This is a genomic window from Paraburkholderia sp. BR10936 (assembly GCF_040965735.1).
Classification (GTDB): domain Bacteria; phylum Pseudomonadota; class Gammaproteobacteria; order Burkholderiales; family Burkholderiaceae; genus Paraburkholderia; species Paraburkholderia nodosa_A.
In genome coordinates this window covers 186,343-201,959 of sequence record NZ_JBFRCM010000013.1, presented here as the reverse complement: position 1 = coordinate 201,959, position 15,617 = coordinate 186,343, and the positions used below count along the sequence as shown (strand labels likewise).

Genomic DNA, 15,617 nt, shown 5'->3' with positions numbered 1-15,617 from the left:
GAGGTCCACCCGTGGCTCTCAGCGCCTTTGCCGCTTCGCAAGCCGTTCCGCTCGCTGCCATCGCCGCCGCGGCCGTCGCGCTCGTCAAGGGCGGCCCGAGGCAGCCCGAGCCGCTCGAATCGATCAACGCGCCGTTCAAGGAAGTCGACTTTTCCGACCTTCCTGCGGTGCGCCGTTATCCGGCGCGAGACGGTGCGTCGCTCGCCTGGCGCGCCTACCTGCCGCAGGCGGGCGCGCCACAAGCGTGTGTCGTGCTCATCCATGGATCGTCGGCAAGCAGCGCGAGTCTCCACCCGCTTGCGCGCCAGTTCGCCGCCGCGGGCTACGCGGTCTGCGTGCCCGATATGCGCGGCCACGGTGAATCGGGGCGCAAGGGCACGATTGCCTACATCGGTCAGTTGGAAGACGATCTCGAAGATCTGCTCGCCGCACTGCCGGGCGAGCTGGCAGCGCTGCCCAGGACGCTGATCGGCTTCTCGTCCGGCGGCGGCTTTGCGCTGCGCTTTGCGGGCGGTACACGTCAGCGCCTGTTCGAGCGTTACGTGCTGCTCGCACCCTTCCTGCACCACAAGGCGCGCACCACGCGCAACGAGGTCGGCGGCTGGGTCTCGGTCGGCATACCTCGCCTCATCGTGCTCGCTATGCTTAACGGCTTGCGCATCCGCGTCTTCAATCATCTGCCGACGATCGCCTATGCGCTCGCGCCCGAGGTCCGAGACGAGCTCACGCCGCAGTATTCGTTCAACCTGATGCAGAATTTCCGCCCGCACGACGACTACCGCGCGGACATACGCGGCGCGCGGCAGCCGGTGCACGTGCTGGCCGGCGCCGACGACGAGGTTTTTCACGCCAGCGAATACGCGGCGGCGTTCGAGGAAGCGGGCGCACACGTGCCGGTCACGATCGTACCCGGCGTGGGGCACATCGGCTTGACGCTGGATGCCACTGCAATCGCCACGGTCATCGGCTGCGTGAAGGGATAAGGCAAAGGCGCCCTCGCCGCCGTTTCGCCTGTCCGTATCCGCCAAACTGGCGGAATCCGCCGATTGATCTTCGCGGCGAAGTGGCCCATATTCAAATGAGTGCGTACATCAGGCACCGGTTTTGCGGCAATTCGTCAATCGAAGCGAAAGCGCGCTCCTCCCATGCTCAACACCCCTGGTCACGACGATTCCGATCCGTCGGAATGCCCCTACTGTGGGACCAGGTTCAATGCGCCGCTTGCACTCTGCCCCCAATGCGGAGCGAATCAACACGCCGCTGCCGCGCGCATCGCAGGCGCTGACGAAGGCTTGCCGGACGAACGCGCGCACGGGGTAGCCGAGCGCCTGCGTGCAAACCTGGCCCTTGGCGCCAATCGGCCCTACGACGGCGAGTACCCTTCGATCGACGAGGAACACGTCGCCGAGCGTAAGCGGTTGCCGCGCTATGCCTGGGCGGGTCTCGGCGCGCTCGCGATCGCGCTCACCGGCTACGCGTTCCTGCATCGCGGCGAATGGGAGCCGAAGCTCGGCGTACAGGTGGTCCAGGGGGCCGTGAGCGGGTCGAAGGGCACGCGGGGCACTCACGGCAGCAGCCGCAGTGTCGCCGCAGTGACTAATCGGCCACCCGCCGTCCTGCCGCATGCGAACGCGGCGCAGCGCCGCGTCGCCCAGCAGAATACGCCGGCGGTCTCGCGTCCGCTCGCCGCGCCGCGCTATGCGAGTGCGCATCCCGAGGTCGCGAGCAATCTGGCCAGCGCGCGTCTGAGTCTCGACAAGAACAACCTCTGGCCCGCACGCAGGGCGCTCACGAGTGCGCTCGCCGTCGAGCCCGGCAACCCTGAAGCGCAGCAGATGCAAGCCGAACTCGTCACGCGCGAGCAGCAGCGCGACGCGTTGATCGGCGAGGCGCGGCAATGCGAGCACGAGCGCCAATGGGCTTGTGTGCGGCAAGACGCGGGGCATGCGGTGGAAGTAGACGCATCGAGCCGCGAAGCGAGGCACCTGCTCACGCTCGCCGGCACCGAGCACCAGCCGGCCGCCGGCAAGCGCAATCGCCGTACATGGCCAGGGGAAAGCCAGTATGCGCAGGCAGGCGACAGCCGCTCTCGGCAGGAGCCCCTCTTCTGGCATCACTGATCCGCCCCGCAGGCAGTGACATCGGTTCAGTCGCGAACACATCGGCCGCCACCCGGATGGCTACAGTCATGCTGCCTATCCTTGTGCAGGCAGCACGAAGCGCGCAATCGCCTCGCGCAAGCTCGCGGCCTGATCGCGCAACGAGTGCGCAGCAGCCGCGGCTTCTTCGACCAGTGCTGCGTTCTTGCGGCCAACATAGTCGGCAAAGCCACCACCTGGCTTGTTGCCCGCGGCCACGAGCTTCGGGAACAGCGGCTGACCGGCCCCGTCCATCATGCGGCTCACGTCCTTGCCGGTCATTTGCTGCAGGAACGGGTTCATCACGATCACGAGATGCGAGTCGATGACCGCGAAATAGCCGTCCTTGCCGTAGCGCAGCCCCGCTAGCGCGGCGAGCGCCTGCTTGCGTGCGTCGGAGTCGCTGAGCACTCCTTGCTGTGCAAGGCGGTGGTAGTGCTTGACGAGCGTTTCGGCCTGCTGCACGAGCGATTTCAACTGATCACGCCGGTCGTCCAGCATGGTCGAGCGCATTTGCCATGCACCAAAGCCGCCGATCAATACGAGGCCGATCCACAGCACGGCGATCATCGACAGGAGCTTGCGATTCAACGTCATGTTTGTATTTTTTTAAGGATAACGAATCAGACTCAACAAAGCGCCACCCTGCCCCGCGCGCGGCGGCACTTACCGTGCGACGATCATGCACACTGCCGTTGCCGTGGCGATGAGCTTGTCTTCCTGCCAGAGTTCGCCGTGCACGTTGCATACGCCGCGCCCCCTGCGCACGAGGTTTGCGCGGCCGGTCAGCTTCCCGGGCCTTGCGGCCCTCAGGAATGAAGTGTTCAGGCTGAGCGTCGCGCAGTGCTCGCCTTCGGCGAGCGTGGAGGTAACCAGCGTTGCCGTCACGTCGTCGAGCATGGCACACAGCATGCCGCCCTGCACTTGCCCCGCCGGGTTGCGAAACGACAGGGCGCCCTCGTACTCGGCCTCGAGCGCATTGTCGCTCAGCGAGAGAAACGTGGCGCCCAGCGTGGTCGTGATCGGCGGCGCGCCGTTCACGCCGTATAGACGCGCGAGAGCCGGGTTATCTTCGATTTCCATGAATGCCGTCCTTTTCGTATAGCTTCGCGGGGGTGCTCGTGTTTTGCCGCTCGCGGCTCACTCGCCGCGAAATACCGGCTTTCGTTTCTCCTTCCAGGCGAGCGAACCTTCGCATAGATCGCGCGAGGCATCCGCTTCTTTCACGTCGCGCTGGAATTCGTCTTCGTCGAGCGTTCCACTCGCGATCCGATTCAGGTGCTTCTTCATACCCAGCAGAGCGAGCGGCGCCATTGCCGCCAGTTCGCCGCTCAGGCGCTCGACTTCGTCGAATAACATTGCACGCGCAACGACTGTGTCGAGAAAACCGCAAGCCCGCATCTGTCCGGCATCGAGGGTCGTGGCGCACAACAGCAGCTTCTTCGCCACGTTCAGTCCGAGCCGCGACACGTAGCGCCGCAAACCACCGCGATAGAACAGCAGGCCGAGCCGGGCCGCAGGCACGAACATCTGGCTGCTTTCGACGCCGACGCGGAAGTCACACGCGAGCGCCAGATCGGTCGCACCGCCATAAACGCCGCCGTTGATCGCGGCGATCGTCACAGGCCGCGCTTCTTCGAGTTCGTTGGCGAGCGCCTCGAAACTCGCCCCCGCGTTCTCGTCGGCAACGCTGCCAATGTCGAACCCGGCGCAAAAGTGCTTGCCTTCGGCGCACAGCCGCAGCACGAGCACCTCGCGTTGCGCGTTCACTTCGCGAATGAAACCGCGCAATGTGGCGAGGTCTTCGAATTCGAGGCGGTTCGCCATCTCGGGGCGGCGCAGCGTGATGGTCGCGATCTTCCCGGCGACGGTGAGTTCCGGCGCCTGACCTGCTGAATGAGCGGGTTTCGAGGTCATCGTCAGCCTCAGTGGAAGTTGTAGATCTGCATGGTAGTTTCGCCTCCCTCGATGCGCTTGCAGATCGCGGCTTCGTCGGCTTCGCGCTGCACGCCCTTCTCCACCACTTCTGCCGCGCGGGCACGCGGAACGGCCACCACACCGTCGCGGTCGCCGACGATCAGGTCGCCCGCACAAACCGTGACGTTTCCGATCATCACCGGCTCGTTGATCCAGCCGATCGCGCCAAAGTCCTTGCCCGTGCCGCGAATGGACAGCCCGCGCGAGAACACCGGGAAGCCGATCGACTCCAGCAGGTCGGCGTCGCGCACCGCGCCGTCAATCACGAGCCCCGCAAGACCGCGCACCTTCGCGGCTGTCGTCATCACCTCGCCCCAGTAGCCGTGTTCGTACACGCCGTTCGTGTAGACCACCAGCACGTCGCCCGGCTGAGCAAGCAGGATGGCGCGGTGCAGCCAGAGGTTGTCGCCGCCCGGCGAATGCACGGTGACTGCCGTGCCGCAGATCCTGAAGCCAGGCGCGACAGGCTTGATCGCAGCGGGCAGCGCGCCGATCTTGCCGCCGGCTTCGTGCAGCGTGGCTGCGGGCACCTGGCGGGCCGCGTCGACCACGCGTGCCTCGACGCGTTCGATTGAAGTGCGGATAGTGGTTGCCGAATCGTGTTCTTTCATACCTTTTGCTCCCGCGTTTGCAACTGGTGGTACTTGAACTGCTTGCGCGCTTCGTCCAGACGCATACCGCCGCGGCACGCCTCTCGAATCGCTTCCTCGGCATGATGGATCGCCTCCGCGGCATCGAGGACAGCGTCTTCGTGCTCGCGCGGAATCGCGAGCACGCCATCGGCGTCGCCGCGCAGGATGTCACCGGGCTGCACGCGCGCCTCGCCCATGTTGACGGGAATATTGGTCGCCTCGACCTGCACGCGGTCCTTGCCGGTGCGCATCCAGTGATCGCGGCTGAACACCGGATAACCGAGCTTCAGGCACAGCGAAACGTCGCGGCAGATGCCGTTGATCACAGTGCCCGCAATGCCACGGCGGTGCGCGATCTCGGTGAGAATGTCGCCCCACACGGTCGCATCTTCGCGTCCGCCGTTATCGAGCACGATGACCGCGCCTTCCGGGACGTCGTCGATATAGTCGCCCACCGTGCCCGGCGGGTTGGCGGCGGGACCGTACTTGAGCGTCCAGGCGCGTCCCGCGAGGCGGAAGTCCGTGCTGCGCGCCTTGATCTTGTAGCACTGGCCGTTGATGCCGAGCTTGTCGAGCGCGTCGGAGAGCGTGGCGGTGTCGAGCTTGCCGGCACGCTCCACGTTGCGGTTGTCGTTCGTCGTCATGGTTCTGGATCGCTTGCGTGAATTGTGAATATGCGCTCAGGCGAGCATGTGTTCGTAGTTGCCGCCCATGACCCTGCCGACTGGGACGCCTGCAAGAATCGCTTTTGCCATCGCGGCCTCCTTCGCCACAATCGTCTCCGCGGTGTCCAGCACGAGGCCGATATCGGCAGCGCGAATGAAGATCACGGCGCTGTTGTCGGCCACGACGTAGTCGCCTGCCTCCACCTGCACCTCGCCGATCTGAACCGGCACATTGGTGCCCTTTTCGACCACGCGGCCGCGTGCCGTGCGCGCCGTGGTGGCGCGGCTGAACACGGGCAATTCGTAGCCGATGGCCTCGTCGATATCGCGCACGGGCCCGTCGGCCACGACGCCGGCGACCTGGCGCACCTTCGCGGCGAGCGAGAGCAGGCCGCCCCAGCAGCCGGCTTCCACGCCGCTGCGCTGCTCGACCACGATCACGTTGTCGGCGTCGGCCTGTTCGATTGCGGTACATCCGAGGTGCACGGGCGGTCCGGGCGGCGCGTCACCGGTGCCGAGCTTGACGGTGATCGCGCGGCCCGCAATGCGGCCCTGGCCCGAGCGCTGCGGCAACCCGCTCACCACGCCGGGCAGTTTGAGTTTGTCGAGCGCGTCCGAGACGGCGCAGCAGTCGAGCCGCCGCAGGCGCTGTACATTTTGGTCAGCCATGTTCTAGTCTTCCGTGAAGGTCTTGCGCAAATGAAGCGGATCAGTCCAGCGTGCGCCACGCGGCGAAGCAAAGACCCGTGCCGGTGAGCGCGGGGCTGCGATAGCCCGGCGTGTACGAAACCCATTCGAGGTCGAGCGACTTGACCGCCTCGACCGCGATGATCCAGTTGCGGATTTCCGAACTACCCGCCTGTAGCTGCTTCGGATCGAGCGCGGCAAGCCACGCGCTGTCCTTGCGGTGGATCGCTTCGATAATGCCGTTGTCGAGCGCCTCGTCCACCACGAAGTGCGAGAGGCCGCCCGACGCGAGCACGCCCACCCTCAGGTCTTCGGGGTATGCCTCGATCAGCTCGCGCAGCGCGGCGCCAAGCTGAATGCAGCGGCGCGGCGTGGGCTGGTTCGGCGGATCGAAGGTATTGACGATCACCGGAATGACAGGCAAGTCGAGGCCCTGCAGATAGCGGCGGTGAATGAACGAGAACGCGTGGCCCTCGTACTGGCCGCGCTCCAGACCGTCCATCGCCGCCATGTCGAAGTCGCGCTCGCAGAGTTCACGAATCATCCAGCGTGCCATCTCCGACTTGACGGGATAGTGCACGTCGGCATCCGGCTCCTGGCGCATGGTGCGGGCGCGGGCGTACCAACTGTCGTTCGGGCTCGTCTCGCGCTTTGCGTTGCGGATGGTCTCGCCATAGTAGATGGCGAATGCCGGGTTATTCGTGGTACGAAACAACTCGGTCTGGTCGTCACCCACCACGATCAGCACATCGAGCCGGGCTGCGCGAATACGCTCACGCAATTCATCCATCGCCGCTTCCGACTGGTCGTAGCGCTCGCCCATGCGCTCGGGCGTGACCATCGCCTCGGCGTCGGCCGGTGCGCGTTCCAGCAGGTCGCCGTACGTAACGTGATTGCCCGCCTTGTCGTAGTAATGCGGATTCTTCGGGTCCACCGCGCGAAAGCCGTGCTGCCAGTCTTCGCGCTGCGACACCAGCATGATGCTGTGCGACGAGCCGAATGCCGCTACCAAACGTGCCATTTCGTCTCCTTCTCCTGTGCGTTATTGCTTTGCCGGCGCGCGCTCAGACCACGAATGCCGTGCGCCATTGTTCGATCTGTTCGTCCGCGTAACCGAGTTCGCGCAAGATGGCCTGCGTATGCTCGCCCTGCTCGGGCGCAAGCCGCGGCGACGCTTCGCGCGGATAGCGCGAGAGCCGGAACGGCTGGCCCACGAAGGCGACCTCGCCTTTGCCCGGCAACTCGACCGGCCACGCCATGCCGAGATGCTTGACCTGCGGGTCCTCGAACACCTCGTCGATGCGGTGAATCGGGCCGCAAGGCACGCCCGATTTAATCAGCACTGCAGTCCATTCTTTCGTCGTCCGAGTCTTGAAGACTTCGCCCACAGCGCGGTTCACGGCGTCGCGGTTGGCCACGCGCGCCGGATCGGAATCGAAGCCCGCGGCGCGCGCCAGATGTTCGAGGCCGAGCGCCTCGCACAACCGTGTCCACATCGTCTGGCCGATGGCAGCGAGATTCAGGTAACCGTCCTTCGTTTCGAACACGCCGGTCGGCACCGTGAGCGGATGCTCGTTGCCTACCTGCTGCGGCACCTTTTTGTCCACGAGCCACTGTGCGGCCTGAAAATCGAGCATTGCGAGCTGTGCCTCCAGCAGCGAGGTTTGCACCCACTGGCCTTCACCCGACGCGTCACGCTCCAGTAGCGCGGTGAGAATCGCCATCGCGCAGAAGTGGCCCGCGCACAGGTCCGCGATTGGGATGCCCACGCGCATCGGGCCTTCGCCCGGCTTGCCCGTCACGCTCATGAGGCCGCCCATGCCCTGCGCGATCGAATCGAAACCCGGCCAGTTCGCATAGGGACCGTCCTGGCCGAAGCCCGAGATGCTCGCGTAGACGAGGCGCGGGTTGATCGCCCGCAGCGCGTCCGGGCCAATGCCGAGGCGGTCCTTCACGTCGGGGCGGAAGTTTTCGATGAACACGTCGGCGCGGCGTACCAGCTCGCGGAGAATCCCGCGGCCCGCGGGGTCCTTCATGTTCAGCGTGAGGCTTTCCTTGTTGCGATGCAGGTTTTCATAATCGGCGCGATTGTGGTCGCGGCCGCCGATCATGTCGTCGCCACCTGGCGCTCCGGGCGGGATTTCGAGCTTGATTACGCGTGCGCCCATGTCCGCGAAAAGACGCATGGCGGTCGGGCCCGCTCGCACCCGCGAGGCGTCGATGATCGTGAAGCGTGACAGCGCGCCTTTACGGGCGGTGGCCGCACCCTGGTCGTGCTGGGTGTCCTTGTTTTCTGCGCTCATGGGCGTTTTTCCTCAGGCCGGAGTGAACATCGGAACCGGATAGCCGCCATCGCTCGGCTCGAACACGACCTGCACGCGCTGGCCGATGGCGAGCGTGGCCGGGTCGCAGTCGACGATATTGCTGAGCATGTGTACGCCTTCGTCGAGCGTCACATAGGCCAGCGTGTAGCGCGCCTCTTCCTTGCCCATCGTGCTGCACGAGTAGATCGCGCCTTTGCCCTTCGACTCGACCCACTCCGTGTTCGCGCTCAGGCAATGCGGGCAGATGTCGCGCGGGTAGTAGTGCGTCTCGCCGCAGTCGGCGCAGCGCTTGACGAGCAGGCGCCCATCCTTCGCCGCTTCCCAGAAAGGCATCGCCTCGGGCAATACGCGCGGCGGCGAAATGCGGCGCCGGCCGGTGGCCGCGGCGGCCTTGGCCGCCTTTTCCGTAGCAGGGTTCTGATTAGTCGTACTCATCGTTAAGCCCGTTCCAAAATGAGCGTCGCGGCCGTATGACGCGAAGCCAGTGCGCCGCCGATTCCGTTCGCCAGTGCGATATCGCAGTTCGGCACCTGCACGGCGGGGTGCGCTTCGCCGCGCAACTGGCGCACGGCCTCGATCACCTTCGTGACACCGCCCCGGTTCGCGGGATGGTTGTTGCACAGGCCACCGCCATCGGTATTGAAAGGCAGTTTGCCCACGCCCGAAATCAGGCCGCCGTCCTGCACGAACCTGCCGCCCTCGCCCTTCTTGCAGAAACCGAGGTCTTCGAGCTGCATGAGCACGGTGATCGTGAAGCTGTCGTAGAGCGACGCATACTTGATGTCGGCGGGCGTCAAACCTGCTTCGGCGAACGCTGCCGCGCCTGACCACTTCGCCGCCGACCACGTGAGGTCGATCTTGCCGCCGCCAGCGTGCTTGGGCGCTTCGCCCGTACCGCGCACCTTCACGAGCGGGCGCTTCAACTGCTTCGCGATCTCGGGACGCGCCACGATGAGCGCGCCGCCGCCATCGCTCATCACGCAGCAGTCCAGACGATGCAGCGGGTCAGCGACCATCGGCGAGTTCACGACGTCTTCGACGGTCACGACGTTGCGCAGCATCGCGTTGGGGTTGTGCTGCGCGTGGTGGGACGCCGCGACCTTGATCCACGCGAGTTGCTCGCTCGTGGTGCCGTACTCGTACATATGGCGCTTCGCGACCATGCCGTACAGATTCTGTGTGGCCGGGCCGAACGGCAGCTCGAACTGCACTTCGGGCGCGTCCGGGTCCGGCGCCTTGAGCGAAAGCGCTGCGCCCGCCGCACGTGGGCGGCCCGCAAGCGTGATCAGCGCGATATTGCAGCGGCCGGCCGCAATCGCTTGCGCCGCGTGCGCGACGTGCAGGATCGGCGCGGACCCGCCGCATTCGGTCGAATCGACGTGGCGCAGCTTCAGGCCGAGGTATTCGGCAATGGTCGTCGTGCCGAGGCCGGGCGCATCCCCCGCGCAGAAGTAGCCGTCGATGTCGTCTTTCGTCAGGCCCGCGTCTTCCAGCGCGCCCTTCGCGACGTCGGCGTGCAGGCGCGCGACGGAAAGGTCGTCCGCTTTGCGCGTGGGGTGCTCATAGGCGCCGACGATACAGGCTTGTCCGTTCAGAGTCATTCGGATTCCTTATCGAGTCGTTGCACCGTAAAGCGGTTCAGATGCCAGGTGGCGTCACCGTAGGTCATGTTGATCGCGAACATGCGCTTTGCGTAGTGGCCCGCGCGGCACTCTTGCGTCATGCCCATCGCGCCATGCAGCTGAATCGCCCATTCGCCCGCGTTCTTGCACACATCGCCGATAAAGGCCTTGACGGCGGAAACAATGCGGCCACGGCGCGCCGGGTCGTTTTCATCGACGGCCATGGCCGCCGCGCACGCCATCGACTTGCCCTGTTCGAGCGCGATCAGCATGTCGGCCACGCGGTGTTGCAGCGCCTGAAACTTCGCCAACGGCGCGCCGAATTGCGAGCGCGTATTCAGGTGCTCGGCGGTCAGTTCGAGCAGCGCTTCCAGCGCGCCGACCGACTCTGCGCACAGCGCCGCGTTCGCGCGGTCGAGCGCGGCTTCGATGAGCGCGTGCGCTTCGCCGGCCTCGCCGATCAGGTCGGCTTTGGTCACGACCACGTTGGCGAAGCTCACGTGGGCCGCTTCGCGTGCGTCGATCGTCGCAAAGCGGCGCAGCGTGATGCCTTGCGCTTTGGCGTCGACGAGGAAAAGCGAGAGGCCATGCATGTCGCCGCGCTCGCCCGAGGTGCGCACGGCTACCACGAATGCGTCGGCGATAGCGCCGTCGAACACGAGTGTCTTGGTGCCGTCGATGCGCCAGCCGTCGCCCGTTTCCTTCGCGCGCACCGCGATGCGCGCAAGCTCGTAGCGCGCATCGGCTTCGCCCACCGCGAGCGCAAGCACCTTCTCGCCGCACGCGGCCGCTTCGAGCCATTGCGAGCGCTGCTGCGCGCTGCCCGCCGCGCCGATCAGCGCAGCCGCCGGCAAGCCGCTCGACAGCCAGCCTGCACCGCCCAACGCGCGGCCGAGTTGCTGCGCGACGAGCATCGTTTCCACCGCGCCGTAGCCGCTGCCACCCTGTCCGGCGTCGATGATGAGGCCCGTGATGCCGAGTTCGGCGAAGCCCTGGCGGCGGTGTGCCGCAAGCGCCGCGTCTTCGGTGTCGCCGCGCCGGTGCGCGGGAAACTCGCCGTCGCAGAAGCGGCGTACCGCGTCTTGCAGCGCGACGTGATCTTCAGTTAGAGAAAAGTCCATGTTTATTCGTGTCCCGCTTCAGGCATTGAAGAACGCGCGGCTGATCAGGTTGCGCTGCACTTCGTTCGTGCCGCCGTAGATCGACAGCTTGCGTGCATCGAAGTAGTTGGCCGCGACGGCAACGGTCTCTTCCGGGCTCGGCGGCTCGTGGCCCGCCTGGTCGAGCAGCGCGGCTTCGTCGAACGGAATGCCGTCGGGCCCTGCGACTTCCGCGAGCAGCGCGTAGATCGCCTGGCGCAGCTCGGTGCCGCGCACCTTGAGCATTGACGCCTCTACCGCCGGCACGGGGCTCTGCTGGTTTGCGCTCAGCATGCGCAGGCCCGTGAATTCGAGCGCCATCAACTCGATTTCGAAGCGGCTCACGCGCGCCTCGAATAGCGGATCGCCGGCGAGGCCCTGCTGCTTGCCAAGCTGCTTGACGCGCGCGAGCTGCTGCTTGCAGGAGCCGATGCCCGCAATGCCGGTGCGTTCGTGGCCGAGCAGATACTTGCCGTACGACCAGCCCTTGTTGATCTCGCCGACGAGGTTCTCGACCGGCACGCGCACGTTGTCGAGATAGACCTCGTTGAGGTCGGTGCCGCCTTCGAGCATGCGAATGGGGCGCAGCTCCACGCCCGGCGACTTCATGTCGATCAGCAGGAACGAAATGCCTTCCTGCGGCTTGGCGGTCGGGTCGGTGCGCACCAGCGCGAACATCATCTCGCACCAGTGCGCGTACGAAGTCCAGACCTTGTGGCCATTCACGACGAAGTGATCGCCGTCGCTGTCTCTGGTAAGCACGGCGGTGGTGCGCACGCTGGCGAGGTCGGAGCCCGCACCCGGCTCCGAGAAGCCCTGCGCCCACCACGTTTCGCTGCGGCGGATTGCGGGCAGGTAGCGCTCTTTCTGCTCGGGCGTTCCGAACGCGTTGAGCACAGGGCCCAGCATGTTGATGCCGCTCGCGATGATGCGCGGCGCGCCGCCAACGAGCGTTTCCTCGTCGAAGATATAGCGTTGCAGCGGCGTCCAGCCAGGGCCACCGGCCTCCTTCGGCCACGACGGCGTGATCCAGCCGCGCTCGTACAGATGCGTGTACCACTCGACATAATCGGCGCGCTCGATGCGCAGGCCCAGTTCGGCCTTGCGCTTGAGTGCGGGCGAAAGGTTCTTCTTGACGAACTCGCGCACCTCGGCGCGAAACGCCTCGTCCTCTGCGGAGAATTCCAGTCTCATTGATTCATTGTCCTTATTGGTGATGTGCGCCGCTGTTTGCGCCCTGCGAACCGCACACGACGAGTGCATCGAGCGCGAGCACGCGGTCCGGGTAGGCAACGAGCGGATTCACATCGATCTCGGTGATCTGCGGGTTCGCGCGCATCTGCGCACCGATCGCGGCCACGGCCTTCGCGATGGCGGCCACGTCCACACCTTCGGCGCCGCGCACGCCGTCGAGCAGCGCGGCGGCCTTCAGGCGGCGCAGCTCGACCACGATGTCGGTTTCGGCCATGTCGGCGGGAATCAGGCGCACGTCCTTGAGCGCTTCGATCCAGATGCCGCCCAGGCCGACCAGCACGACGGGGCCCCATTCGGCGTCACGCCTGGCGCCCACCACGAGTTCGAGACCGCGCGGGCCCATCGCTTCGACAAGCGCACCGTCGAGCCGCAGCTCGGGGCGATGCGAAGCCACGCTCGCGTGCAGCTTGTCCCAGCCGGCGCGCAGCGAGGCCGCATCGGCGAGACCGACCACCACGCCGCCCACGTCGCTCTTGTGCGGCAGTTCGCTCGCCTGCGCCTTGAGCACGACCGGATAGCCGATTTCATCCGCAATCTTCTGCGCTTCGTCGATCGTCTTCGCGAGTCGCCCCGGCGGCACCGGCAGACCCGCTGCGGCAAGCCATTGCTTGCCCTGATATTCGGCGTAAATACCGTTCGCCGGCACGGCGCCCGGCAGCGCGATCGCGGCTGGCTGCGCCGTTTGCGCGCGCTGCGCTCGCTGCAGCGATTCGCCGTAGGCCGCCACGCGTGCGCAGGCGCGCAGCGCGCGGTCCGGCGAACGGAAGAAGGGCACGCCGCTCGCGGCAATCGCTTCGATGAAGAACGGCTCCAGCACGTTGTTGTCGCCCATTACCGCAAGCACCGCGGGCTTGGTGGCGCGCGCGAGCGCGGGCACGAGGTGGTCGGCCTTGTCGCGCTGCGCGATGGGAGGGCCGCCCATGATCGAGAGGACGAGGCTGCCGATGTTCCGGTCGGCGAGCACCGTGTCGATCAGTTCGCCGATCAGGCCGGGGTTGCGCACGCCGATCGTCGTGTAGTCGAGCGGGTTGTCGGCCACGGCGAAGTCCGGCAGCAGTTCGGTGAGCTTCCCGAGCGTCGGCTCGGTGAGCGGCGGCAGGTTCAGACCGATGTCGTCGGCGAAGTCGAGCGTAATGTTCTTCACCGCGCCCGATGCCGTCATGACCGCCGTACCCGCTGCGGGCGGCACCGGGAAGCGCGCGAGGATCGTCGTGGTGTCGAACAGTTCATCGAGCGAATCGACCACCACCACGCCTTCGCGCGCGAGTAGCACGCTCGCCGTGGCATGGTCGCCTGCGAGCGCGCCGGTGTGCGACTGTGCCGCTTCGCGCGCTCGCGCGCTCTTGCCCGGCATCAGCATCACGATCGGCTTGCCTGCCGCACGCGCTTCGCGCGCCAGCGCGAGGAAAGTCTGCGGGCGGCGCACCTGCTCCGCATACACGGCGATCGCAGTCGTCTGCGGGTCGGCGATGAACCACGCGAGATAGTCCTCGATGCCAAGCACGGCTTCGTTGCCGGTCGAAACGGCCGCCGTGATCGGCTGGCCGCGGCCCATGAAGGCGTCGCGCAGGTTCGCGGCCATCGCGCCGCTTTGCGCCACCACGCCAACGCCCTTGCGACCCGCGCACGGATATGGCGCGAGCGCCTCGAAAGTGACCGGCACGCCGGCCTGGAAATTGGTGAAGCCCATGCAGTTCGGGCCGATCAGCGCGATGCCCGCGGCGTTCGCGGCCTCAGTGAGCGCCTGCTGTTTCGCACGGCCTTCCTCGCCTGCTTCGGCGTAGCCCGAAGCGAAGATCACCGCCGCGCCCGCGCCGCGCGCGCCCAGCGTGCAGACGGCGTCGAGCACACCGGCTTCCGGAATGCACAGCACCACCAGGTCGATGCCTTCGGGCAGCGCGTCCACGCTCTTCACGCACGGGCGGCCGTTGATTTCCTCGCTGCTGCGCGACACGAGATGGATCGCGCCCGCAAAGCCGAAACGCTCCAGGTTCTGCAGCACGAAGTTGCCGAACGAGCGGGGATCGGCGGAAGCACCGACGATCGCGATCGAGCGCGGCTTGAGCACGCGTTCGACGGACAACACGCCGCCTGCTTCGGAGAGTGACTTACTCATCAGGTCATGCCTCTTCTTGATTGCGATCCCGGCACTGGCAAACCAGGATCAGTTCGATTGAGAACCATTCTGGCATACCACAACCGCTTTCTCAATACACCAGAAGCACATTTACCAGGTTAGTGTTTTCCCCTAACAGCACCCACCCGGGCCACCTATCAAACGGCATCTCATTGATTTTAATGTCTTTTAATTGTCGCTCGACGTACATCCAGCAAACGGCGCGACCGTATAAGAAAAACGCCGACTTGAATGCCACAACATCATATTGGTATATTTAAGCCATCCGAACCCCAACGACCGTCCTTTCCATGAAACCTGTAGCCGACCTGACCGCCGAACGCGACGGCGCAGCGCCCGCCCATCCGGCAGCCGCGCCCCGTATGCGAGCGAGTCTCGCGAACGACATTCGCGAGACGCTTCAGGCCGAGATCGAAACTGGCCAGCTCGCGCCGGGCATGCCGATCGACGAGCGTGCGCTCGCTGCGCGCTTCAACGTGTCGCGCACGCCGGTGCGCGAAGCGCTTCAGCATCTCGCGGCGCGCGAGCTGGTGATGATCTCGCCGCGCCAGGGCATGACCGTGGCGCGGCTGTCGATCGCCAAGGTGCGCTCGATGCTGGAGTACATCGGGGAACTGGAGGCGCTGTGCGCACGCTTTTGCGCAAGGCGCGCGAGCGACACCCTGCGCGAGGCGCTCGACCGAGCGCTGATGGCGTGCCAGCAGGCCGCAGTGGAAGGCGACGCCGGCGAGTACGCACGCGCCAATGCGCTTTTTCACGACACGATCTACGAAGGCAGCCGCAACGAGTGCCTCGCCGACCAGATTCGCGCCGCGCGCCGCCAGTCGGCGCGCTACCGCGTGGCCGACCTGCGCAACCGCAGCCAGATCAGCCGCTCGCTCCAGGAGCACTTCGAGATCGCGCGCGCCATCCAGGCCGGTGACGAAGCGAAAGCCGCCGAGGTGATGCGGCGTCACGTTCCCGCGGGCACGACCGGCTTTTCCGAATTCCTCGCCGCCGTGCCACGCCACTTCTTCGACTTCGGCACCGACTGAGATATCCA

At 66.0% G+C, this 15,617-nt stretch carries 16 protein-coding genes; 3 read left to right on the top strand and 13 right to left on the bottom strand.

Features of this window, described 5'->3' with window-relative positions:
* Positions 1–11 precede the first annotated feature (11 nt).
* The gene (locus AB4Y36_RS25830; protein ID WP_368684488.1) at positions 12–983 is read left to right on the top strand and encodes an alpha/beta hydrolase; all 972 of its coding nucleotides are present in this window, start codon (positions 12–14) and stop codon (positions 981–983) included.
* Positions 984–1,292: 309 nt separating this feature from the next.
* A complete protein-coding gene (locus AB4Y36_RS25825) occupies positions 1,293–2,120 on the top strand; it encodes a hypothetical protein (RefSeq protein ID WP_368684487.1) in 828 nt (275 codons plus the stop codon).
* 75 nt (positions 2,121–2,195) lie between these two features.
* Here AB4Y36_RS25825 and AB4Y36_RS25820 read toward each other — a convergent pair whose 3' ends face one another.
* The 13 genes from AB4Y36_RS25820 to AB4Y36_RS25760 all read right to left on the bottom strand — a co-directional run bounded on the left by AB4Y36_RS25820 (position 2,196) and on the right by AB4Y36_RS25760 (position 14,554).
* A complete protein-coding gene (locus tag AB4Y36_RS25820) occupies positions 2,196–2,735 on the bottom strand; it encodes a cache domain-containing protein (protein ID WP_368684486.1) in 540 nt (179 codons plus the stop codon).
* Between the two features lie 69 nt (positions 2,736–2,804).
* Entirely contained in the window at positions 2,805–3,221 is a 417-nt protein-coding gene (locus AB4Y36_RS25815; protein WP_069266736.1) for a PaaI family thioesterase, read from the bottom strand.
* Between the two features lie 57 nt (positions 3,222–3,278).
* Entirely contained in the window at positions 3,279–4,055 is a 777-nt protein-coding gene (locus tag AB4Y36_RS25810) for an enoyl-CoA hydratase/isomerase family protein (RefSeq protein ID WP_069266737.1), read from the bottom strand.
* Between the two features lie 8 nt (positions 4,056–4,063).
* Complete coding sequence (locus tag AB4Y36_RS25805) at positions 4,064–4,726, bottom strand: 4-carboxy-4-hydroxy-2-oxoadipate aldolase/oxaloacetate decarboxylase (RefSeq protein ID WP_368684485.1); 663 nt, start codon at positions 4,724–4,726, stop codon at positions 4,064–4,066.
* Complete coding sequence (locus tag AB4Y36_RS25800) at positions 4,723–5,391, bottom strand: RraA family protein (RefSeq protein ID WP_342947225.1); 669 nt, start codon at positions 5,389–5,391, stop codon at positions 4,723–4,725. The genes AB4Y36_RS25805 and AB4Y36_RS25800 overlap by 4 nt, the downstream gene beginning before the upstream one ends.
* 36 nt (positions 5,392–5,427) lie before the next feature.
* Positions 5,428–6,081, bottom strand: coding sequence for an RraA family protein (locus AB4Y36_RS25795; RefSeq protein ID WP_368617083.1), 654 nt, complete (start codon positions 6,079–6,081; stop codon positions 5,428–5,430).
* Positions 6,082–6,121: 40 nt separating this feature from the next.
* Complete coding sequence (locus AB4Y36_RS25790; RefSeq protein ID WP_368684484.1) at positions 6,122–7,120, bottom strand: protocatechuate 3,4-dioxygenase; 999 nt, start codon at positions 7,118–7,120, stop codon at positions 6,122–6,124.
* Between the two features lie 43 nt (positions 7,121–7,163).
* Positions 7,164–8,402 (bottom strand): CaiB/BaiF CoA transferase family protein, encoded by a 1,239-nt coding sequence (locus AB4Y36_RS25785; protein WP_368684483.1) that lies wholly within the window; start codon positions 8,400–8,402, stop codon positions 7,164–7,166.
* Positions 8,403–8,414: 12 nt separating this feature from the next.
* The gene (locus AB4Y36_RS25780) at positions 8,415–8,858 is read right to left on the bottom strand and encodes a Zn-ribbon domain-containing OB-fold protein (protein WP_083245431.1); all 444 of its coding nucleotides are present in this window, start codon (positions 8,856–8,858) and stop codon (positions 8,415–8,417) included.
* A 2-nt stretch (positions 8,859–8,860) separates the two neighbouring features.
* Positions 8,861–10,024, bottom strand: coding sequence for a thiolase domain-containing protein (locus AB4Y36_RS25775; protein ID WP_342947220.1), 1,164 nt, complete (start codon positions 10,022–10,024; stop codon positions 8,861–8,863).
* Positions 10,021–11,166: an acyl-CoA dehydrogenase family protein gene (locus AB4Y36_RS25770; protein ID WP_368684482.1), complete on the bottom strand. Its 1,146-nt coding sequence runs from the start codon at positions 11,164–11,166 to the stop codon at positions 10,021–10,023. The genes AB4Y36_RS25775 and AB4Y36_RS25770 overlap by 4 nt, the downstream gene beginning before the upstream one ends.
* Before the next feature lie 18 nt (positions 11,167–11,184).
* Positions 11,185–12,378, bottom strand: a complete 1,194-nt coding sequence (locus AB4Y36_RS25765; RefSeq protein WP_368684481.1) for an acyl-CoA dehydrogenase family protein — start codon at positions 12,376–12,378, stop codon at positions 11,185–11,187.
* Positions 12,379–12,391: 13 nt separating this feature from the next.
* Positions 12,392–14,554: an acetate--CoA ligase family protein gene (locus AB4Y36_RS25760; protein WP_368684480.1), complete on the bottom strand. Its 2,163-nt coding sequence runs from the start codon at positions 14,552–14,554 to the stop codon at positions 12,392–12,394.
* A gap of 311 nt (positions 14,555–14,865) precedes the next feature.
* Between AB4Y36_RS25760 and AB4Y36_RS25755 the strand changes: the two genes are divergently transcribed.
* Complete coding sequence (locus tag AB4Y36_RS25755; RefSeq protein ID WP_368684479.1) at positions 14,866–15,609, top strand: GntR family transcriptional regulator; 744 nt, start codon at positions 14,866–14,868, stop codon at positions 15,607–15,609.
* Positions 15,610–15,617: the final 8 nt, after the last annotated feature.